General features: G+C 52.6%; 21 protein-coding genes. 11 read left to right on the top strand and 10 right to left on the bottom strand.

Going from position 1 to position 19942, the window contains the following annotated elements:
* Positions 1 to 1023: 1023 nt before the first annotated feature.
* From MTHE_RS01860 to prf1, 7 genes are all read right to left on the bottom strand, one after another.
* Positions 1024 to 2043: an S-methyl-5-thioribose-1-phosphate isomerase gene (locus tag MTHE_RS01860; protein ID WP_011695556.1), complete on the bottom strand. Its 1020-nt coding sequence runs from the start codon at positions 2041 to 2043 to the stop codon at positions 1024 to 1026.
* Complete coding sequence (gene rpiA / locus MTHE_RS01855; protein WP_287262669.1) at positions 2033 to 2737, bottom strand: ribose-5-phosphate isomerase RpiA; 705 nt, start codon at positions 2735 to 2737, stop codon at positions 2033 to 2035. Before rpiA ends, MTHE_RS01860 begins: the two co-directional genes overlap by 11 nt.
* Positions 2715 to 4352, bottom strand: a complete 1638-nt coding sequence (sepS, locus tag MTHE_RS01850) for an O-phosphoserine--tRNA ligase (RefSeq protein ID WP_011695554.1) — start codon at positions 4350 to 4352, stop codon at positions 2715 to 2717. Before sepS ends, rpiA begins: the two co-directional genes overlap by 23 nt.
* Positions 4353 to 4418: 66 nt before the next feature.
* Complete coding sequence (locus tag MTHE_RS01845) at positions 4419 to 5090, bottom strand: translin family protein (protein ID WP_011695553.1); 672 nt, start codon at positions 5088 to 5090, stop codon at positions 4419 to 4421.
* 44 nt (positions 5091 to 5134) lie between these two features.
* Positions 5135 to 5896, bottom strand: coding sequence for a sugar phosphate isomerase/epimerase family protein (locus MTHE_RS01840; RefSeq protein ID WP_011695552.1), 762 nt, complete (start codon positions 5894 to 5896; stop codon positions 5135 to 5137).
* Complete coding sequence (locus MTHE_RS01835; RefSeq protein WP_011695551.1) at positions 5893 to 6306, bottom strand: RNA-binding domain-containing protein; 414 nt, start codon at positions 6304 to 6306, stop codon at positions 5893 to 5895. The genes MTHE_RS01840 and MTHE_RS01835 overlap by 4 nt, the downstream gene beginning before the upstream one ends.
* Before the next feature lie 63 nt (positions 6307 to 6369).
* Entirely contained in the window at positions 6370 to 7611 is a 1242-nt protein-coding gene (gene prf1 / locus MTHE_RS01830) for a peptide chain release factor aRF-1 (RefSeq protein WP_011695550.1), read from the bottom strand.
* A gap of 226 nt (positions 7612 to 7837) precedes the next feature.
* Here prf1 and MTHE_RS01825 point away from each other — a divergent pair, with 226 nt between their 5' ends.
* The 10 genes from MTHE_RS01825 to MTHE_RS01780 all read left to right on the top strand — a co-directional run bounded on the left by MTHE_RS01825 (position 7838) and on the right by MTHE_RS01780 (position 15756).
* Positions 7838 to 8128 carry a hypothetical protein gene (locus tag MTHE_RS01825; protein WP_232840875.1) on the top strand — a complete coding sequence of 97 codons (291 nt, stop codon included), beginning with the start codon at positions 7838 to 7840 and terminating at the stop codon, positions 8126 to 8128.
* Between the two features lie 107 nt (positions 8129 to 8235).
* A complete protein-coding gene (locus MTHE_RS01820; protein ID WP_011695548.1) occupies positions 8236 to 9120 on the top strand; it encodes a permease in 885 nt (294 codons plus the stop codon).
* A gap of 682 nt (positions 9121 to 9802) precedes the next feature.
* The gene (locus MTHE_RS01815; protein WP_175265690.1) at positions 9803 to 10006 is read left to right on the top strand and encodes a hypothetical protein; all 204 of its coding nucleotides are present in this window, start codon (positions 9803 to 9805) and stop codon (positions 10004 to 10006) included.
* A gap of 11 nt (positions 10007 to 10017) precedes the next feature.
* Positions 10018 to 10986 carry a GTP cyclohydrolase MptA gene (gene mptA, locus MTHE_RS01810; protein ID WP_011695546.1) on the top strand — a complete coding sequence of 323 codons (969 nt, stop codon included), beginning with the start codon at positions 10018 to 10020 and terminating at the stop codon, positions 10984 to 10986.
* Positions 10987 to 11071: 85 nt separating this feature from the next.
* Positions 11072 to 11839: a DUF6834 family protein gene (locus MTHE_RS01805; RefSeq protein ID WP_175265689.1), complete on the top strand. Its 768-nt coding sequence runs from the start codon at positions 11072 to 11074 to the stop codon at positions 11837 to 11839.
* Positions 11836 to 12201: a hypothetical protein gene (locus tag MTHE_RS01800; protein WP_011695544.1), complete on the top strand. Its 366-nt coding sequence runs from the start codon at positions 11836 to 11838 to the stop codon at positions 12199 to 12201. Before MTHE_RS01805 ends, MTHE_RS01800 begins: the two co-directional genes overlap by 4 nt.
* A 357-nt stretch (positions 12202 to 12558) precedes the next feature.
* The gene (locus MTHE_RS01795) at positions 12559 to 13032 is read left to right on the top strand and encodes a TspO/MBR family protein (protein WP_011695543.1); all 474 of its coding nucleotides are present in this window, start codon (positions 12559 to 12561) and stop codon (positions 13030 to 13032) included.
* 200 nt (positions 13033 to 13232) lie between these two features.
* Positions 13233 to 14102, top strand: a complete 870-nt coding sequence (locus tag MTHE_RS01790) for a polyprenyl synthetase family protein (protein ID WP_011695542.1) — start codon at positions 13233 to 13235, stop codon at positions 14100 to 14102.
* Positions 14075 to 15214: a radical SAM/SPASM domain-containing protein gene (locus MTHE_RS01785; protein WP_175265688.1), complete on the top strand. Its 1140-nt coding sequence runs from the start codon at positions 14075 to 14077 to the stop codon at positions 15212 to 15214. The genes MTHE_RS01790 and MTHE_RS01785 overlap by 28 nt, the downstream gene beginning before the upstream one ends.
* Complete coding sequence (locus MTHE_RS01780) at positions 15211 to 15756, top strand: hypothetical protein (RefSeq protein ID WP_011695540.1); 546 nt, start codon at positions 15211 to 15213, stop codon at positions 15754 to 15756. The genes MTHE_RS01785 and MTHE_RS01780 overlap by 4 nt, the downstream gene beginning before the upstream one ends.
* A 94-nt stretch (positions 15757 to 15850) precedes the next feature.
* Here the strand turns inward: MTHE_RS01780 and MTHE_RS01775 are convergent, their stop codons facing one another.
* Positions 15851 to 16549, bottom strand: coding sequence for a (5-formylfuran-3-yl)methyl phosphate synthase (locus tag MTHE_RS01775; RefSeq protein WP_175265687.1), 699 nt, complete (start codon positions 16547 to 16549; stop codon positions 15851 to 15853).
* A gap of 26 nt (positions 16550 to 16575) precedes the next feature.
* Here MTHE_RS01775 and MTHE_RS01770 point away from each other — a divergent pair, with 26 nt between their 5' ends.
* Complete coding sequence (locus MTHE_RS01770) at positions 16576 to 17259, top strand: HisA/HisF-related TIM barrel protein (protein ID WP_011695538.1); 684 nt, start codon at positions 16576 to 16578, stop codon at positions 17257 to 17259.
* A 1477-nt stretch (positions 17260 to 18736) separates the two neighbouring features.
* Here MTHE_RS01770 and MTHE_RS01765 read toward each other — a convergent pair.
* Together MTHE_RS01765 and MTHE_RS01760 are read right to left on the bottom strand one after the other, a co-directional pair.
* A complete protein-coding gene (locus MTHE_RS01765; RefSeq protein WP_011695536.1) occupies positions 18737 to 18991 on the bottom strand; it encodes a TroA family protein in 255 nt (84 codons plus the stop codon).
* Between the two features lie 71 nt (positions 18992 to 19062).
* Positions 19063 to 19932 carry an IS5-like element ISMth3 family transposase gene (locus MTHE_RS01760; RefSeq protein ID WP_011695394.1) on the bottom strand — a complete coding sequence of 290 codons (870 nt, stop codon included), beginning with the start codon at positions 19930 to 19932 and terminating at the stop codon, positions 19063 to 19065.
* Positions 19933 to 19942: the final 10 nt, after the last annotated feature.

Here is a 19942-nt window from a genome sequence, read left to right as displayed (position 1 = left end):
GTGAACAATGCACAAACCCATCGATCAGCCAATCGTCCTGACGCCTGCACACAGGCGATCATAGAGCATGCTGTAAAAGCAGCCACAGAGCCTCTTATCGCGCGGATTTAGAGGAATAGCTCGCTCAAATTTCCCCTTCAAAAATGGAAATTTCTGACCCGCTGCATTCTGCGCAGCCATCAACTGAGAGCCATCCAGAGAGCGCGGATGAGATCCGAGACCATAAAATCCACGATCTACCGCCAGTACCGTCTTGTTTCGTAACCGCGCATGGCTTCGAGGAAGTGAAATATTCACACATCGCTGAAATTGATAAGATATACGTCGATCTGCAGTTAGAGGTCGCGCAGGATCGGAAGAGGATCACGAGATTGAAGACCTTTGTCCACATCGATCGGCCATTCAATTGCATCGACGATCTCTACCCGGTAATGAAAAGAAACAGCCTCCGGCAGGTCACGTTTACACAGGCCGCGAAACTGCTCAGCGTCACGTACCATTGCGCAAAACAGCTACGCACATTAATCGAAGAAGACCCGCGGTTCATGGTCGTCAAATATCCAAGATACAAAATACGACGCTTGATCAGGCTGACTGAAGTCAGAAGTGGATGGATATAAAAAGGGAAATTTTGAAGAAGCATGTTATAAAGCCATCTACAAGCATCCAGCGCATCTGGTAGCTTTTGCTGAGTCACGTCTGGAATATAGGATACTTGTGAGTATTCCGGTTTTGAGGCAAATGTGAGCCAAATACGATATCAGCGAGAATCCGCCATTGTAAAAATAAGGGTTTATAGGAATACTCTTGTAGCTGATAATCATTTATTGAATTATAATATCGATCTATTACATAAAATCGTTGAGCATGCCTGAGGTAGGGAGGGCATCGTTTTCATCCCCAATGCGCCCTCTCCACTCCCCAGAGTTAAGCTGCTGGATTCTGAGCAAGCACACCAAGATTGACTGTGGGGTCATGCTCTGTTTTGTAACTTACATCATGTTAAACATTCGACCATCAACCTCACAGAATCCCCGGAGGCATGAGCGGCTGCCTGAAGACCCCCTTCTCTGTTATCATCGCACTGACGAGATCAATCGGTGTGGCGTCGAACGCTGGATTGTAAACCTTCACGCCATCAGGCGCAAGTCTCGTCACACCGAGACGCCTGAGCTCGTCTCCATCCCTCTCTTCGATCACTATCTCGCTCTCATCGTGTGATGCATCGAACGTCGAGAGCGGCGCAGCCACATAGAACGGGATTCCATGTGCTTTCGCGAGGACTGCATGCGTGTAGGTTCCTATCTTGTTGAATACCGCGTCCCTCGTGATCCTGTCTGCTCCCACGATCACACTGTCGATCATGCCCCTGCGCATGAGGATGCCAGATGCGCTGTCGCACACTAGTGTCACATCTATATTGTCCTCCATCAGCTCCCAGGATGTGAGTCTCGATCCCTGATTCAGAGGCCTGGTCTCGCATGCGTAGACGTGAATCTCCTTCCCGTCCATCACAGCCTGGCGTATAACACCGAGTGCGGTGCCCCACCCAACACAGGCAAGCCTGCCGGCATTGCAGTGCGTCAGAACACTGTCACCATCATTCAGGAGCTTCGCGCCATGTCTGCCGATCATCTTATTGATGATCAGATCCTCCTCGGCGATCCTCTCCGCCTCGCGAAGTGCGATCTCCCTCACCTCATCAGCTATCTCTCCTTCCTGAGCTGCCCTCAGAACCCTATCCACGCCCCATGAGAGGTTTACCGCTGTAGGTCTCGAGTTTTTGATCATCTCCGCGGCGATCTCCATCTCATGCAGCACGCCGTCCCTCTCCTGAAACTTCGAACGCATCGCTGCCAGTGCGATGCCGTACCCCCCGGCTGCACCGAGCGCGGGCGCGCCGCGTATCTTGAGGGAGGTGATCGCGTTTACGAGTTCCTTAATGCTTCTGATCGTGATCACGACGAACTCCGCCGGGAGCCTGGTCTGGTCGATGGTCTTTATTCCATTGTCCCACCAGATGGTTCTGGACTCAGAGATCATTTCTCCTGATCACCTCCACCGTTCCGTTGTGGGCGATGTGCAGCTCATCTATCTTTGTGAAAATCCCGTGATCGACAACGCCCGGTATCTGCGATATCTCCTGAGCGAGAGTTGCAGGATCGCGGATCTCCCCAAATGATACGTCCATCACAAAGTTCCCGTTGTCCGTTATCACCGGGCCGTCCTTCATCCGGGCCTGACGGACCACAGGATACCCGCCAATCCTGACCAGCTCGCGCTCGACGACCATTGCAGCAAACGGCAGGACCTCTACAGGGACCGGTCTGTTCAACACCTCCACACGCTTCGATCCATCTGCCACGACCACGAAGCGCCTGGCAGCGATCGATACCACCTTCTCCCTGGTGTGCGCTGCGCCTCCGCCCTTGATGGCGTTCATCCTGATATCAATCTGATCAACGCCATCTATGGCCAGATCGAGCACTGGATTTTGCGATAATGTTGTAAGCGGAATCCCGCACTCTATCGCCAGCGCCTCAGACTGATAGGATGTTGGAACGGCGAGAATATCGAGCCCCTCAGCCACCATCCTTCCGATCGCCCTGATCGTCCATGCAACAGTGGAGCCTGTGCCTAGGCCAACGACCATACCATCCCTGACAAGCAATGCAGCAGACTCGCCGGCGAGCCTCTTCTCATCGATATTGCGATCAGGTTTTCTCTCCGTGTTTATCCCCCTGCATAAGCTCTGAGCGCACCGTCGTGAATACCGGTCCCCGGATGTCTATCCGTTTCTTATAGCTCGTGATGTACCTCTCCAGCGCCGGATCGATTCTCACATTGATCTCGCCCGCTGTTCTCACAATCCTCACTCTCGTCTCGCTCCCTCTTCCCTCAATGGTCGCCATCTCGATCTCATGCGCTGCCAGCTCCGCGAACGCGTCTATGAACCTTATTCCTGTCTGGACGCCCTCCTCGAAGGCAGCCTCCCATTTCGGAGTCCTCGGTATTCCAAGTATTTCATTCCTGTAGACAACAATCTCATTGAGGTAAGCGGGACCGCAGAGCTTTGTGTTCTCCTCGGGCTCGACCACAGATACCTTTATTCTCCGGCCGAAGAGCTCGCCCTCCCATGCGTCGAACTCACATGGCGATGGTGTATTCCCGTACTTCACACATGTCTCCACGACCGATCTCGCGATCTCTTTTCCCGTAACGGTCATCGGGCTTTTATCCACATGTATCATCCTGGCGATCTCGATCGGCTTCAGACTCCAGTCTGGCTGGAGCTGCGGGTATGAGAGAGCACGCAGATCCTTCGATCCGTAGAGTATCATTGCCAGGCGCTCGACGCCGAGGCCGAGGTTCAGAACAGGGTATGGGATATCGTACTGCGCCAGCGCTGTTGGCGAGTAAACCCCAAAGGTCGCAATCTCGACCCAGCCGCTGCCGTACTTCGTCTCTGAACCCACAAGGCCCGGATGGTATGCGTAGACCTCTATCTGCGTCCCGGGGATGTAGTACTTCGAGCGCTTCTCGTCCGGCCTGAACCTGAAGTTCTCGAAGCCGAACTGGCTCAAGAGTCCCTCTGAGATCGCCTTGCCCTCATCCACAGACATATCCTCGTCCATCACGACGCAGCTCGCGGAGTGATAGGACATCAGACGGGCCGCGTCCTCAGACTGCTCCCTTCTGAAGCATCTGTCCACAGAGAACAAACGCACTGGCAGGGGCATCCTGTACCATAGGTTCGAGAGCGATATGAACCACCCTGAGGTCATGTGGCTCCTAAGGGTTCTGCTCGTAGGCTCCGGCCTGAGCTCCCTGAACTCGGGGAACACGCTCTCGAGCATCATCGAGACCTGGGAGTCTGATGCGTTGATCGCTTTAGAAATCTCCGGAACCAGGTCGTCGCCCTCCACAGCCCCTTTCTTGTAGCTGTGCAGGATCTCCCTGAGAGCCTCGATCTCCTCAGCAGTGAGCTCCTTTCCCACTATGGAGCTTATCTCTGACAGCCTGCTCTCTGAGATGCCAATATCCGGCCGCGGCAGGCCTGCGAGGTAAAAACATCTGTCAAGAACTGCAAGTGCCTCAGACCCGAACTGTCTGTGGACCTCCTGCGCATCCACTATGACGGGATTCATCATCTCCGTGAACCCCATGCGCAGGTACGCCTCCCTGAGCCTCTGGATGGTCTCAAACACAGGATGCGGTCTTCCGTGAGGATAGCTCCTCCTCGGATAGATCCTCTCCAGCGAGGGCCTCTCAAGATAGTCAACGCCACGCTTCCATGTGCCATCAAAGTCCTTTTCAGCAGCCTCTCTGATCTCGGCCGGGTCGAATTTCATAAAGTAACCTCCTGGGGGGTGCAGGGCAGCAGAAACTCTGGTCTTCAGACCGGAGTAGTTGACGCTCTACAGCTTGGAGTATAAGCCTTTAAGCTTATCCTCCAGAAGGGCGAGATGCCTCTCCAGTGACTGTATCTGGAGCGCGTTTGTGATATCGCCGCGCGTCCTCTCTATCATCGACCTCGTCAGGTCTGTCTTCCTGCGGAGACCGCGCATCAGTGCATCAGGGTAATCGAACCGCATGAGCATGTGGTATATCTCCTCCATTATCTCGAGGAGGACCTCTCCGTCCTCAGGCCTGCCGTTTCTTATTAATTCCAGGATGTTCCGCCTGAGCTCGCCGGTCAGATCGCCAAGGCCACTGAGATAGCTCACCGGGTCAACTTCCAGATCCTCATGTGTGGGCATCCTGCCCTCGAATATCAGGGAGTAGAGTACGCTCGCCTCGACGAACTCCTGCTCCGCATCATCCACGAATCCTGAGTACCTCACGTCCTGATGTTCGACCAAGAGGTCCTTTATCGTGGTGAGATGCTCACGCGCATCTTTAAGCAGACTCTCCGCCTCGCGCCTCTCTCTTCTGTGAGTGGCGCGTATGGCGGTTGATGACAATCTAATGACGATTCTGGACAACCTCAGCGCCTCCTCTCTGGCAGCATCCTTCTCATCGAAGTGTTTCAGAAGCGCATCGATGAGATCGTCCAGATCACTCCTGTTGGACTCTTCTTTCGGGTGCATCTCGTGAATCAGGGGCGCGGAATACAGGGTAATATGCTGCCCTTTTACATCAACATTTTTATTCTGCTCAGGCTGGTCTGACCCTGTACAAGGGATCTCGCCTCTGTGACGTATCTGCCTCTGTATCCGTTGAGCGAGGAGAAAACCAGCCTCCAGTCGACAGTCCCTGAGCCGACAGGCAGGTGCTCGTCCCTCTCTCCATGGTTGTCGTGTATGTGGATGTGTGTTATTCTCTCTCGTAGCTGCAGAAACTCCTTCAGGTTTCCATTTGTGTTTGCATGCCCCACATCGAGCGTGAATCCAAGGTTCTCCCTGTCGACTGTGTCCATGATTCCAACTATCTCGAACGGTGCCCTGCCCAGCAGCGTGGGTATGTTGACCATGTTCTCAACGGCAATGGTGATTCCCAGATCTTCTGCATGATCGCATATGCTCCGTATGCCGAGAATGTTCTGCTCCCACGCGCGTTCCGGCACCTGCGCTCCGAGCGGGGAGAGATGGCCCGGGTGGACCACAGCGAGCTCTGTGAAATCCGCTGCCAGAGTCAGACAGCTCTTCATCTGCCTGACGCTCTCCTCCCATATCGGCTGGTTCACAGATGCGAGGTTCAGATCCGAGTAGGGAAGATGCAGTGTTATCACCAGATCTGTCGTCTCCGCGATCCTTCTCGCCTCGTCCACGTTATCCTCGGTGAGACGCTGCATGCCCTCGCAGACGATCTCCCAGCCTGTGTATCCTAAATCCTCAAGCTGGTATGCCCAGTCGAATGGCCTGTCCACCAGCGCGCTTGAGGAGAAACTTATCATTGCTCCACCTCATCCAGCTCTATCTCCGCGACCGGCTTCCCATCGATGGTTCTGGGCGCAAGCCAGTCTATGACCTCCTCGCCGCCGGATATCTCGACATGAATCGATCCGAGCGGCTCCTCCTCTGGCGGAAAGCCCACACGCCCCATGAAGGCTCCGGGTTTGCTTATCCTGAACTGATACGAATCGCCTATCCTGCCCGCGAGCATCACAGACCTCGCTGTATCCAGTATCCTCTCATCTCTTAATACCTTGCGGAAAACCCGAAGGGAGGATATTCCTCCGTAGCCCTGTACCAGGTCATCTCTTATGTCAAGCGTCAGTCCGGGAAAGATCCGCTCTATTGCCGCCACAACCTTTTCCACTCTCTCGGTGGGCCTCACCAGGGTGCGAACTGTGACTTCGATCATGGTCGTATCCGTGTATCTTTTACGATTGGATGTAAGCACCTGAATCCGCACGAAGCTTTTCTATCAGCGATGCGATGTTTTGTACCTCAGTACAGCTGCGATCCCGCCGAATGCATGCAGGAGCTGCGCACCCTCCTCGAAGTCTGTGGATATGATCTTCACGGCTGCTCCGCTCTGCTCTGCCAGCTGGGAGAGTTCTGTTATCAGATCCACCTCCTCAGTTATCGTGAGGGGCGAGCCGCATTTGGGGCACGTCCCTATCGCAGGGGAGGATGGTGTTCTCGTCATCTCCTCTGAATAATCACAGCTCTGGTTCTGGCATCTGACCTTTGCTCTCGTCTTCCTGAGCTCCTCAGAGAGGAGAAGGAGATCAACCGCGCCGAGGGCGAGGTTGTGGCGCACCTCCTTCTCTCCATAAGATGCGAGACCTCTGTCGCTCACGAGTTCCTTCATGAACCGGCGCATGGCCAGCTTCTCCTGGGTGAGTTCCAGATCGAGAAGCCTGTCCTGCGCAGCCTCGACGAGCTCCGAGAGTCCTGCCTCATCTGTATATGATACATCGAATGCATCCACAATCTTCCTCTGAAGCTCGTGATGCAGGAAGTTTCCGGCTATGAACTCCTCCTTTGTTGGGGATGGCCCGCCTATGAGGATGCCCTGGAGCTCCTTCTGATCTATGCTCAGAAACGCATCGTTTGCTGCCTCCCCGATCCTCTTGTAGAAGTCGTGGATCGCTATTAGCCTCAGCTGCTGGAACCTGTGAGAAGACTGCCCTCCCTTCCTCTGCTTACCAGGAACTGTGGATGTTAGATGCTTTAAAGGTTCAATCCTCTTGCCCTTGAGTATGCCTATGGTCGCCTCTCTCCTGTCAAGAACTATCAGACCAAATGTCTTCTTCTCCGAGAGCATTTCCTCGAGCGGTGTCAGGAGAAACGACGAATCGCAGTGGTACCGGTATGTGGTGATCGGCTCCGGCGGCTCTATGACCTTTGTGTACATGTCAGTCCTGTTGCCGCCGATGTCCACAGCGCCGATGAAGAGAACAACCCCGTTCTCAGGTGCTCTCGGGATTAACCTGAGCCTGGCCATTGCTGACTCCAGCGCGCTCTGAACATTGGTCCTCGTGAGCTTGGACTTTATGTTGGCAGCCTGGCCGTGCTCCTCTCTGAGCTGTGCCATCACATCAGAGATCTGTTTGTCCGGCGGTATGTATAGGGAGATGAGCTCCGTGCCCCTTCCTGATTTTGATCTGAGCTCATCCAGCAGACGCTTGAACTCGTACTTTTCCTGTGCAGAGATCTCCATCTTCTCTCCTCAGATTGATACTGGCTGAAGTAGTCGCAGACCCAGATAAAATCCTTTGCGTGGCTGGACAGGCATCCATCAAATGCAAATGCCGGGCAGTCCAACCTCTTCGAGTCGATCTGTAATTAGCATCAACATTTGTAGATGCGTATTTTTTATTTAGCTGTATAAAAGCATCAAAATTTCTTCACGCAATGTTTATATATCAATTAAACTTGATGCGTTTTTGGGTGGTAGCTTGCTGGATAAGGTCTTTGGCAGGATGAGTGGTGGCTGCTGCGGGCGTGTTGTCAGCCTTCAGCAGATAAACGTTGGAGGGCGCATCATAGGCATCATGGGGATGAACGAGGTATTCCAGGAGTATTTCAAGAAAGGAAAAACGCCTGATGATGTGACCGGTGATGAGCTCGTAAAAGACCTCAGAAAGTTCAACTACATCGCTGAGGGAGCAGAACAGTACTACAAAGAGGCCTTCTTGAGGGAGTACAGGCGGTACTACGAGGCCAGAACGAAGTAGAGCGGGTCATCCGCTCATCTATATCTTTCGCACGGGCTTCCTCCAAAGGAGTTTGCGCCCTCTACCTTCTACCAGATTCTGCGCTCTGCGTGTTAGGGGTGGTTTGTGTGTTTTATGACAGCTTAATGATAGTCATCAATTTCTTTGTGAAGATTGCATTAGAACTGACCGTCTTGTTCATAGGCGTGAGCTTTCTCGTGGGGCTCATCCACGAGTATGTGTCAGATGATGCGGTAAAGAGAGCGCTTGGAGGCAGGCATATTGTTGCAGGCAGCGTTTTAGGCGCGGCTTTTGGAGCTCTCACGCCGTTCTGCTCCTGTTCCACGATACCAATGCTTCTCGGGATGCTCAATGCCGGAGTGCCATTTGCAGCATGCATGTCATTTCTGTTCTCCTCACCGCTGTTAAATCCCGTGATACTGTCGCTCTTCGTTGTGCTGCTGGGATGGAGGGTCGCTCTGCTGTACCTCGCCGTAACTTTTTTGGTGGCAGTCTCTGCTGGTCTCGTGCTGGATGCACTTGGCTTCAAATCACAGGTGAAATCCGTGGCTTTTGTGAGGGACGATCTGCCAGCGCAGGATGCAGGATCGAGGATACGGAGATCCGCGGATTTTGCCCTCACACTGTTCTGCCAGCTCATGCCGTATCTCCTCCTTGGCGCAGGTATTGGTGCGTTCATCTACGGTTTCGTGCCGTCAGATCTCGTCGTCCAGATCGCAGGGCAGGACAACACTCTTGCCATCCCCGCGGCTGCCATCATCGGCATTCCTCTATATATCAGGACGGAGACGATTCTGCCAATCGGCCTGGCCCTCATCGAGAAGGGCATGAGTGTGGGGGCTGTGCTGGCGCTCGTCATAGGTGGTGCTGGGGCAAGCATCCCAGAACTCTCCCTCCTGTCGGCCATCTTCGAGAGAAAACTGCTTGCGGCATTTGTGCTCACCATCTTCACCATAGCAGTGGCTGCAGGTTTCATGGGAAACCTCCTCTAGGTCGTGTTTCTTTTTCACAGAAGTTGGAAACCAACGTCTTCTGTCTTCATGCAGATGACGAAAGCATATGGGGAATGATCAGATGCTGTTTATGGGGCGATGAACCCTCTTCAGGTGGAACCGAGTAACTTCAGAGCCTTCATATTATGCGCACTATATTATGCGCACTCTGAAGCTCAGCTTTTCCATAGTTTTTCATGCTATCCGAAGAGTGCAGTTGTCGTTTCCTTCAGCCCCACGTATTGAGCTCGCATCTCAGCTCAATCTGTGACGGGCGAGAACGTCTGCGGGTCGAGTGTGATCTCAGCCTCAAAGAGAGCGTGCTCTCTCGGTGTATCAGTTCTCGCTTATCGCGCGATCCATCTTCTGATGGAGAGGTACTGTGTTATCTCCTCTCCACAGATCGGGCAACTGACTCTGAGCCACTCAAGCCTTTTGGGAATCTTGCAATCCCTATCGGATCTGCGCGTTCGCGAAACCACTTGATGGTCGTTTTCTCAAAATGAGTCGTATGAGGTTAAAACCCATGCCATGTTCATGGTAATACCTCAGTCCATCCAGACCCACGGAAGATCTCGTTTGTTGCTGTTTCCAGCAGAGGTATTCAGCTATGGCGGATCCGCGAATATCAGAAAAGGCTCAAATATCTTTGGCACAGGTGTTTTACCGTGAGGATAATCACATGCATGATCCAGACGATATCGAGAGACAGCTTCGTGAGCTGATGCTCACAGGCTATGATGGAAGTGTTCGGGCAGAGCTTGAGTCCATTCTGGATGGCATAAACGAAAGGGACTGCCGGATCTCAGAGATGCTGGATGAGCTTCTTGAGGAGGTCGACAGGCTCCTGCTGCTGATGGACGAGCTCGGCCTGGATGATGAGTAAGGTGGAGTGAGTTGGAGAGATTGCCGGATGTCCAGGCCTGTCACCCGGCGTACCCGATCAACCTCACAAGGGTCGGGGTGACAGGAGTGAAGAAGCTCGTGAAGGTCGAAAGGAGCGGCGAGAGGCCTATTGTTCTCATATCGAACTTCGAGGTGTTTGTGGATCTGCCATCGAGCAGGAAGGGCGCGAATCTCTCGAGGAACACCGAGGCAATCGATGAGGTTCTCGAGGAGGAGATCTCGAGGCCTGTTTATGAGATAGAGGAGCTCTGCGGCAAGATCGCTCTGCGCCTCCTCGAGCGGCATGAGTATGCGACGAGGGCTGAGGTGAAGATGAAGAGCGAGTACATAGTGAAGAGGCAGACCCCTGCCACAAGGGTGAACTGCCAGGAGGTGGTGGATATCTTCGCGGAAGCGATGGCCACCTCCGGACCTGATCCACACGTCAAGAAGATCGTCGGCGCGGAGGTCATTGGTACAACAGCCTGCCCTTGTGCCCAAGAGATAGTCAGGGAGCAGATGCGCAGGGATCTCCTTAACCTCGGGCTAAGCGAGGACGCGATCGAGGGCTTCCTGAAGAAGGTGCCGGTGGCCACGCATAACCAGCGGGGCCGCGGGAGCATATCCATAGAGGTCAGGGACAGGAAGTGCGTCCCCATAGATCGCATAATAAGAATCATAGAGGAGTCGATGTCCTCGAAGGTCTACGGCCTGCTGAAGCGCCCTGATGAGGCGCTTGTCGTATCAAGGGCGCACATGAACCCGATGTTTGTGGAGGACTGCGTCAGGGAGATGGCCCAGAGGGTCGTCGCAACCTTCGTAGAACTTCCAGATGACGCTGTTGTAACGCTGAAGCAGATAAACGAGGAGAGCATACACAGGCACAATGCATTCGCAGAGAGAGTGGCGAAGATGGGAGAGCTGAGGGCGGAGCTCGCTGCAATCCATGAGATGCAGCCCTGCGGTGCCTCTCAGATGTAAAGAATTCTGTGCACCTGCAGATGATATCAGCAGGTCACATGCACGGCTTGCAGGCAAATTCGATAAAATGGGGCTTCATGAGATCATGACAGACAAGATAGGGCTTATCGGTGAGAGGATTAACAGCCTCCTGAAGGAGAGGGGGATCATCGCGAGATGCGAGCTCCTTCACAGGATCTACCAGGCGGTTCGCGAGGCAGATCTTAGCGATGCTGAGATGGATATTCTTAGGAGAATGGTTGGGGATAGACCGGCGCCGGGGATATTCTCGAGCATGATGAGCGGACATCCGGTCTTCCCGGACACTCCAAAGCTTGACAGCTTCATAGTAATACATGGAAGGATCTTTCACTTCCCGCTTTCTGGAAAGTACGACCGTCCGGATTTCGAGAGGGCATACGAGACGTTCAAAAGATTGAGGGGTGAGCTGCTGGAGCTCGTCCGCTTCAATCTGGAGGACCTGACGACAGATTTTCTCATCCGGGCCGGATATTCACAATCTCACAGAGGTCTCGGCAGGCTGTCTTTTGTGAAGGGCGATGACAGGCTGGAGGTTCTCGTCTATCCCAGGATAAGCATGCTCGATGTTGAGGAGTGCATCCTCGCCTCCGAGCTTTACGATAGTATGGCTGCAATTGTGCCACATGAGGAGAACCTGGATCCTTTTATGGCGTTCTACCGGGAACATGTGAGCCACCTCGAGGACACAGATGTTCAAATATGGGTGGCCAATATGGAGGAGGGCACAATCGACCCCTTCATGGGATTCACGACAGATCCTGAGATATACATGGCATTCAAGAACCCGAAGCTTGCATCGCTGGTCAGATCGAGATGGAGGTTCATCCGATGAAACACCCAGACCGTATATTCTCCTTCATGGAGGTGGAGAGTGAGGATGATCTTGTGAAGGCGATCACGGAGCACACATGGCCCCTGTGCTATGGATTCTACCACGAAGACCTCTTGTATCTCGGAGACGGTGACAGGGAAGACGCCCCTGAGTATTCTGTGGTGAGGATCGAGAGGACTGAGGGACACCACGGCATTGTGGGAACAGAGGTTGGAAGGGTCTCATCTCACAACAAGGACGAGGTGCGCAGGATCATTAGGGAGATTAAGGCCGGTGCATATACGATGAGCAACCCTGTTAAGGTACAGGTTGAGCCCAAGTGGCATCACAGCTGTGAGCTCTGCAGGCTGGAGGAGGATTGAGTCCAGAGTTTCTTCCAGGCGCGGGTGTGCAGACGTGTTCCCTGTACGAAGAAAGACAGGCTCATGAGGCCAAATCGTCAGAGTGGTGAGCTCTGTACAAGTAGCATCAATCGCCTCTACCCCATATGCAGGATTGCCGATCCGCGAATCACACGTATGAGCTGAGCCTGTTTGAATAAGGATTGAGGGTATTCTCCATCAAAAAGGAGCAAGCCACAGATCTCTGAATTCAGCACTTATTCGGACAGGTCCAATGAGCCAAAAGATAATAAGATCCTGGAACATATGCACATGGTAACTGGGATCAACGCTGCATTCCCAGGCTGAAGAGCGAATTTCAGATTACGTGGGGTTTTCATGAGAGAAAGATTCATCTTGATCGTTCTGTGCATAACGGTCTGTCAGCTTGCCGGTGTCCTCGGGTCGTACTTTACAGATATGTCCGTCTCCACGTGGTACCCGATGCTGATCAAACCATCGTACACCCCGCCAGGATGGCTCATAGGCGTTGTCTGGGTGGTGCTATACACGCTCATGGGAATATCGCTGTTCCTGGTGCTGGACTCGAAGCCAGAGTCAGGAACCCTGAAGAGTGCTCTGATACCATTCGGCGTTCAGCTTCTTCTCAACATCTCATGGTCCGGAGCATTTTTCGGATTGCGATCGCCACTGTACGCGCTGGTGGTCATAGCTGCACTCTGGCTCTCGATAATAATAACCATGAGGCGGTTTTACGATGTCTCCAGAATTGCGGGCGTTCTTCTTATACCCTACATCATGTGGGTGAGCTTTGCGGCATACCTCAATTACACGATCTGGAGGCTGAACTGAACATACGAGGAGATCTTAGATGTTCCGAGCGGGATGTCTCTGATCGGTAAACGCATCAGAATCAAAGAGAGCTTCGCCCTCATCGCGCTTGGCATGCCAGATCCAAACATTTTTCTGATTTTTATATAGATGCAGCAGCCTGAATGTCCACAAGATGAATCACGCAAAAGCTAAATATCCTTCCCGCAGAGAATGCCTGGATGTTTGCGAATTGGGAAGAGCACGGGCTCATCGAGGACGGCCTGGGGGCGCTGGTGCAGGAGTCCCAGGGGCTGCACGTGGGTGAGGTGATCGAGTACGTGCTCATGTCTCCTGGCAAGAGGGTTCGCCCCCTGATACTCCTCTTTTCCTCAGAGGCCTTCGGATGCGATCCGCGATACGCGCTCAACGCGGCGCTCGCAGTGGAGCTCGCACACGCGGCATCCCTCATACATGATGATATACTCGACTGCGGGGTGGAGAGGCGTGGAGCCCCAAGCGCGTTCAGGAGATTCGGCATGGAGGCCTCTCTGCTCGCAGGTGATTATCTGATATCGATGTCTATAGGGCTGATCTCCTCATACGGTGAGCCCGCAATCAGGCTCTTCTCAAAGGCGTGCATGGATATGGCAGAGGGGGAGATCATAGATCTCTCGAGGATAGCATCTCCACAGGAGTACTACCAGTGCATAACAAAGAAGACGGCATCCCTTTTCGCGGCATCTGCCAGGCTCGGATGCATGATAGCAGGCGCGGATCGCGAGGATCAGATACTGTACGAGAGGTACGGTCTAGAGCTCGGGCTCGCCTACCAGATAGTGGATGATCTCGAGGAGCTCATCGGCATCGACCAGGGCAAGAGGTCTACCAAGAAATCGATGACCCTGCCGAGGATCTACGCCCTGCGGTCCGGGCCGGAGGAGACCTTGAGGATGTGTGTTGATGCTGTGAGAGAGCACACAGGTAATGCACACACATCACTGCGCAGCGCAGGTGGCGATCCAGAGATGAAGGAGCGTCTGCTCATGATACTGGATTGCATGACAGAGAGCATGGTGAAGAGATGCAGCTTACCGAGTCCCCTCTTCTGAGGCTGGCTGTTGATCTGGATGGCGGCCTCCGGATGACTGCGACCGGCCCTCTCGCTCCAGTTGCTAAGCCGATCGTCAAAAAGATCAACAGCATCTTTGCGAACGAGAAGCCAATCAGCTCTGGCGACAGGCTGATATTCTCCACATGGATCCCGCCTGCGCCCAGCATGGCATTCGACAGGATGATATCAGCTCAGCTGAGACATCTAATGCGCAGGAAGGTTCCAGATCAGCTCTCGATCTCGGTCTTCCGCGGCTGCCCTAACAGCTGCATCCACTGCTCAGCACCCTCGAGAAGCGGGGATGTCCTGGAGGGGGATGTCGTTAAAAGGGTGATCTCCGAGGCCCTGGATCTCGGATCGTATCTTGTCACATTCGACGGCGGAGAGCCTATGCTGAGGCTGGACCTGCCCGATCTGGTTGCGAGCGTCGACGACAGAGCGATAGCGACCTGCTTCACCAGCGGATACGCCCTGAGCGAGAAGCTTGCGCTGGAGCTCAAGAAGAGAGGCCTTTACGCTATAAGGGTGAGCATAGACAGCCCTGTGGAGGAGCAGCATGATCATTTCCGAGGAAGAAGGGGCGCGTTCGGAGATGCCATCTCCGGCGCCAGGAACGCCTTGCAAGCCGGACTTCTGGTGGATCTCTTCATGGTCGTCTCGCCATACAACATAGACCAGCTTGAAGATGCGTACTCCCTGGCATCAGATCTCGGGGCACACGAACTTTCACTGTACGAGATCGTGGCAGTAGGGCGGTGGGAGGATCATCTGGACGAAGTTCTCTCCTCCAAAGATATCGAGCGTCTAGCCGAGTTTCATATGAGGAAGAACAGGCAGCCAGACGGGCCGAGGGTCACAGCCCTGCCGTACCTTCTTTCGCCGGAGATGTTCGGATGCTTCGCAGGAAGGCGATGGATACATGTTGATCCATCCGGCGATGCCATGCCATGTGCATACATGCCGATCAGCTTCGGCAACGTTAAAAAGAGCTCTCTTAAGAACATCTGGAGGAGGATGAGCAGGTACAGCTGGTTCCGGCATCGCTGCTCATGCCAGATGAAGGATGATGTTTTCAGGAGTTTGCACCTTGAAAAGGAGGTCCCAAAATGAGGTTTTGCTATGCTGTTATTCTGCTCATCGCCTTCATGGCGATGAATGCCGGCGCGCAGAGGTACGAATCAACACCACCGCAGTACGATGATTCACTTGGCGGGGGTCTTGGATGGATGAACATAGTGAGCCCAGAGCATACCGCCGAGTACCTGGCGAAGACGGGGGGCGCGACCGGCAGCGCAACCACGTACACGAGCATAGATATCAGGGGGAACTGGTCTTTCGAGCTCAGGACTCTGGATGATAAGATGGTTGGAACAGTCAACCTGAACCTGGCCCAGATCGGCACTGTGGTCTTCGGTGCCGGCACTGTCAGGGGCTCGAATGCGATCGTAACGGCAAATGGCGCGATTGTCGATAACATGCTCACGCTGAACATCGTGACATATCCAAATGTGGAGCTATATAGCGCAAGACTGAACCAGATCGGAGGTGGCGGCAGATCTGCCGCAGGATACTTCGATGCTTACTCATCCTCCGGCGGATCCCTGCAGGGGACGATCAGAGGCGAGAAGGACGTGCCCAGAACGCTGAGCTGAGACCCCCGCCGCTTCTTTTTCTTTTCTGAGCAATAGATATGCGATGACGTTATCCTCGTTTATATCCGCATGCGCTCCATCAGATTCGCACGTATCAGAGAGAATCCTTCAGCGACCTCACAAGCTCCGCGCGTATCCTGCTGTTCCTGTCTCCGCCGCAGACAGCCCCCCTTACCCCGAGTATGTCAGGAGATGCCGCTCTGATCGCCTCGAGATCTCTCACCCCGAGGTTCCCGGCGAGCGCTGCCTCCATCCCGAGATCATGGGCGGATTCGACGAAATGCTTCAGCTCCTCCACAGACATGAACTCCAGTGTGGATCTGCCATCTTTTATGGCAGTGTCCACCATAACAACATCAGCCCCGCATTCGGCAGCTATCTCCGGAAGCACCAGCGGCGGCAGCGAGCCCGCCCGTCTGAAATCAGAGTATGCCGCTGCCACGATCTTTCTTCGCGAATCGTAATCCCTCACAGACCTCACGATCGGCCTCAGAAGCTCGATCGCCTCCTCTGGCTCGCTCACACCCAGCAGGCCCGCCTTGATGTAATCGGCGCCTGATACTGCTGCGCCCAGAGCGGCTAGGCTCGCAGTTCCTGGCTTGAACGGCAGATCCCCGATCGTGGCGCTGACCGGCGTTCTCCCTGCAACCAGCTCCACTACAGACCTGATCGCCCAAGGAAAGTTCGCGCCAAGGGATCCCTCCCGCGGGTTCTTGACATCGATTATATCCGCACCACCGTCCAGGGCAGCTACTGCCTCTTCTAGATCCATCGGACTTACCAACAGCCTCATATTCATCAGTTCCCGAGAGGATAAGGATGCGTTGCATCTTCGTGATGGACATATATAACAGTAAGGTGGTTCATGCGGTACGCGGGGAGAGGTCCAGATACCGCTCAATAAATACATTCAGCAGAGTTGTATCAACCCCGGATCCCATCGAGATCATCGAGATTCTCGCCCCGAAAGAGGTGTATGTCGCAGATCTGAACAGGCTCTCTGGCAGCGGGGATAATCTCAAGACGATCGAGAGGATATCGTCGAAGGCCATCACCATGGCAGACATCGGCATCTCCACGCTCTCAGACCTGTCTCTGCTTCCAGAACCCACAACACCTGTCCTGGGGACCGAGACCGCATCGCTGGATCTGATCTCAGATGCATCTGATCTTCGCGATATAGTTGTGAGCATAGACATGAAGCACAGAAAGGTCATATCACATAGCGGTCTCCTGGATCCGCTGGAGTTAATAAAAGAGATGAATGACCTCGATCTTCTCGGTATCATACTTCTGGAGCTAGACAGAGTTGGGACATCAGCAGGCGTAGATATCGAGTTTCTGAGCAGTGCTGTGGCCTCAAGCGATCATCCTGTACTGGTTGGCGGCGGCGTTCGTGGCCTGAGCGATGTTCATGCTCTTGAAGAGATCGGTGTCCATGGAGTGCTTGTGGCAACCGCTGTGCACTCAAGGGCAATGCCCATCGAGATGATCCAGCTATGAGAGAAAGCGGCATGATGTGAACTCCAATCTTCAGGAGGTCACGCCATAGCGTGGACTACCCCACCCTGAAGAGCAGGGCTTCCCACCTCATAGCCAACACCTGCATCACAGAAATGTGATGTAGAAGTTGACTCCATGGGCGCTACGGGCTGTCCCATCCCTGCGATGTGTGTTCATGGAAGCATTGCAGTCTATATCACTGAGAATCCACAGTGAGGACACTCATGAACCCTGTCCGATAACTCTTGGTAAGAAAATGGTTTTCGCAAAGGTCCATTTTCATCCACATGGGTGACCTTGGGTCATGGGTGTTTTCTACAATGCTTCCACAGGCAGAACACCTTTGAGTGGTGTTCATGGGATTTGATCAGCCTTCGACCAGCACATTCAGCCTCGTACGAGAGCATGAACATGAACCTGGACCAGAATGCATCATGGATGTCACGATGCATGCTTTTGTTATTCCCTGCGATGAGTATGTTCCTGGAAGCATTGTAGTAATGCCTCATGGATGTCACGATGCATGCATCAGGATTGCTTTGATGACTCCTTGAACCTTGCGATGTATTCTGAGGACGTGTCCGAATAAGGATTAGGTGTTTATGATATGCAGAAGCAATAAGGTCCAAATTTCTGGCCTCAGCTCTTATCCGGACAGGTCCTATTCTGATTCTGATATCACCTATCTTGGAGAGGTGCAAACGACCATGATCTTGATCCAGCTTGAACCCTGACTGGTTATGGTTCATGGTTTTGTGCCAGCTAGGACATTTGGCTCTGAGATGTCCTATCCTTCTGCCCATAGCTTGTCAATATCGGATAGTGGCAAACATAATCATCCAGGGCCTTTGAATCGGAGATGTCCTATCTTCTGGCCATTATTCTTAGAAGCTGAAAGACCTTTGATGATAGAAAGCGCGTAGTTCACCATCTGAAGCACTTTAGAATAGATCAGGTTCAGTTTGGGATGCTCAAGTTTCAGAAGCGGTATCATGTTCTGAGTGTCATAGATTTTGAGCTCTACGCCCCTTCTCTGGCTACTTTCAGCTCTTGGAGAAGTCTATTATCCATCTACAAGCATCCAGCGCTTCAGCTAGCTTTTTGCTGAGTCACACTATCTGAGAATATCGGATATTTGTAATAATAATCATTTATTGAATTATAATATCGATCTATTACATCAAATCGTTGAGCATGCCAGAAGCAGGGAGGGCTTCGTTTTCATCCTCACTGCGCCCTCTCCCAGAGTTAAATTTGGTGGTGGCTCATCCGAACCCGTCTGAATAAGAGCTGAGAAAGCTGAGGGCAGGGGATTTGGGCCTTGCTTTTGGATGTCTGAGACGTTTAATCCCTATTCGGACAGGCCCATCTGTCCCTGTGATTCAGCGGATCAGCAATCTTGCATATTGAGTAGAGGCGATTGATGCTAGTTGTACAGAGCTCACCACTCAGATGAATCGGCCTATAGCCTTAGTAGTTATTCTGGGTACACCTGGTGGATGCCATCAATCTCCATGCCGAAGTACTTCTTGAGCAGCTCAGCATGTACCTCCCGTGGATTGATATCTTGGAAGAGATCCGGATGGAACCACTTGGCGTAATACAGCAGTGTTATAAGCTCTGAAAGGCCGCTGGCCATGTTTATGTCCATAACGTATACACGCCCGGATTTGACCGCATCGATTGAATCAAAACCCGTTAGAGACATTATCTCATCTCTTTTCGCTCTCATCTGCTGTGTTGGATAAGTAGCTTTATATTCATATATTCTCTCTTATTCTTTCAAGAATCTTCGTCATAATGTTATACGCTTAAAATTATAGTATAAAATGTGAACATCCTGCGTACTTCGCGAATCATGCCTTCCTTCGAAGTGGCCCTCACAGTCTCGCCAAATATCCTCTTAATTGCTGAGAATACACTTTCAGCCGCCCACCTTCTTCCATATCCATGCACAATTTTCCAACTGTGGTATCCATACTTCATAAACTCAAGAACTGGTTCGGCTCTGGACGAGCCTGCTTTGACGATAGCATTCTTCCTGATCTTGATTCCAGGCATATCTACGCCCTTCTCTTTCATGAAATCGAATACCCCCTCCTTATCATAAGCTCCATCCATCAGTGAATCTTCAAGCTTAACATCTTCCAGCAGCGGTTTTACCATCTCATGATCAGTGACGGTCTCATCGGTTATCTCGAAGGTTACGGGCTTCCTTGTTTCAACATCTACGGCGATATGCACTTTTATCCAGCCTCTGCGTTCAACACCATGACTTTCTCTCATCCAGTCGCCTCTATTCGTAACCTTCATTCCTGTTGAGTCAACTGCGACCACTAAATCGTTATCAGGTATTGGAATATTCAACTCCAAATTCGTAATCCTCTGCCATAATGTCGAATAATCGGCAGCCAACAGCCCAGGAACAAATCCGCTTAGCGCCTGAATAAATCCTTCGAGCTGCCTGTATGGTAAATGAAGAAAGGCGTATGCTAAACCACAAAATTGAATAAATGTCTCAGGATAGCGATAGGGTCTGCCATTCTTGTTCTTATTCATCTTCAGTAGCTCTTCATCCCAATTATTCACAAAGTCAGTGCTAAGGTAAAACCATCCTCGCCTAACCAATTTCTCATTGTATTCGCGCCAATTGCGGTTATCCTCATAGGCCATGAAATATATT

The sequence above is a fragment of the Methanothrix thermoacetophila PT genome (assembly GCF_000014945.1).
Classification (GTDB): Archaea; Halobacteriota; Methanosarcinia; order Methanotrichales; family Methanotrichaceae; genus Methanothrix_B; species Methanothrix_B thermoacetophila.
This window is presented reverse-complemented; position numbering and strand designations above follow the sequence as displayed.

What these genes read in the sequence shown, in the direction of transcription:
- MTHE_RS01860 (WP_011695556.1), bottom strand. Translation starts at nt 2,043, where the DNA reads ATGATCTCTGAGTCCAGAACCATCTGGTGGGACAATGGAATAAAGACC.
- sepS (WP_011695554.1), bottom strand. Translation starts at nt 4,352, where the DNA reads ATGAAATTCGACCCGGCCGAGATCAGAGAGGCTGCTGAAAAGGACTTT.
- MTHE_RS01845 (WP_011695553.1), bottom strand. Translation starts at nt 5,090, where the DNA reads ATGCACCCGAAAGAAGAGTCCAACAGGAGTGATCTGGACGATCTCATC.
- MTHE_RS01840 (WP_011695552.1), bottom strand. Translation starts at nt 5,896, where the DNA reads ATGATAAGTTTCTCCTCAAGCGCGCTGGTGGACAGGCCATTCGACTGG.
- MTHE_RS01835 (WP_011695551.1), bottom strand. Translation starts at nt 6,306, where the DNA reads ATGATCGAAGTCACAGTTCGCACCCTGGTGAGGCCCACCGAGAGAGTG.
- prf1 (WP_011695550.1), bottom strand. Translation starts at nt 7,611, where the DNA reads ATGGAGATCTCTGCACAGGAAAAGTACGAGTTCAAGCGTCTGCTGGAT.
- MTHE_RS01815 (WP_175265690.1), top strand. Translation starts at nt 9,803, where the DNA reads ATGCATGATCCAGACGATATCGAGAGACAGCTTCGTGAGCTGATGCTC.
- MTHE_RS01805 (WP_175265689.1), top strand. Translation starts at nt 11,072, where the DNA reads ATGACAGACAAGATAGGGCTTATCGGTGAGAGGATTAACAGCCTCCTG.
- MTHE_RS01800 (WP_011695544.1), top strand. Translation starts at nt 11,836, where the DNA reads ATGAAACACCCAGACCGTATATTCTCCTTCATGGAGGTGGAGAGTGAG.
- MTHE_RS01795 (WP_011695543.1), top strand. Translation starts at nt 12,559, where the DNA reads ATGAGAGAAAGATTCATCTTGATCGTTCTGTGCATAACGGTCTGTCAG.
- MTHE_RS01790 (WP_011695542.1), top strand. Translation starts at nt 13,233, where the DNA reads ATGTTTGCGAATTGGGAAGAGCACGGGCTCATCGAGGACGGCCTGGGG.
- MTHE_RS01785 (WP_175265688.1), top strand. Translation starts at nt 14,075, where the DNA reads ATGCAGCTTACCGAGTCCCCTCTTCTGAGGCTGGCTGTTGATCTGGAT.
- MTHE_RS01780 (WP_011695540.1), top strand. Translation starts at nt 15,211, where the DNA reads ATGAGGTTTTGCTATGCTGTTATTCTGCTCATCGCCTTCATGGCGATG.
- MTHE_RS01775 (WP_175265687.1), bottom strand. Translation starts at nt 16,549, where the DNA reads ATGAGGCTGTTGGTAAGTCCGATGGATCTAGAAGAGGCAGTAGCTGCC.
- MTHE_RS01770 (WP_011695538.1), top strand. Translation starts at nt 16,576, where the DNA reads ATGCGTTGCATCTTCGTGATGGACATATATAACAGTAAGGTGGTTCAT.
- MTHE_RS01765 (WP_011695536.1), bottom strand. Translation starts at nt 18,991, where the DNA reads ATGAGAGCGAAAAGAGATGAGATAATGTCTCTAACGGGTTTTGATTCA.
- MTHE_RS01760 (WP_011695394.1), bottom strand. Translation starts at nt 19,932, where the DNA reads ATGGCCTATGAGGATAACCGCAATTGGCGCGAATACAATGAGAAATTG.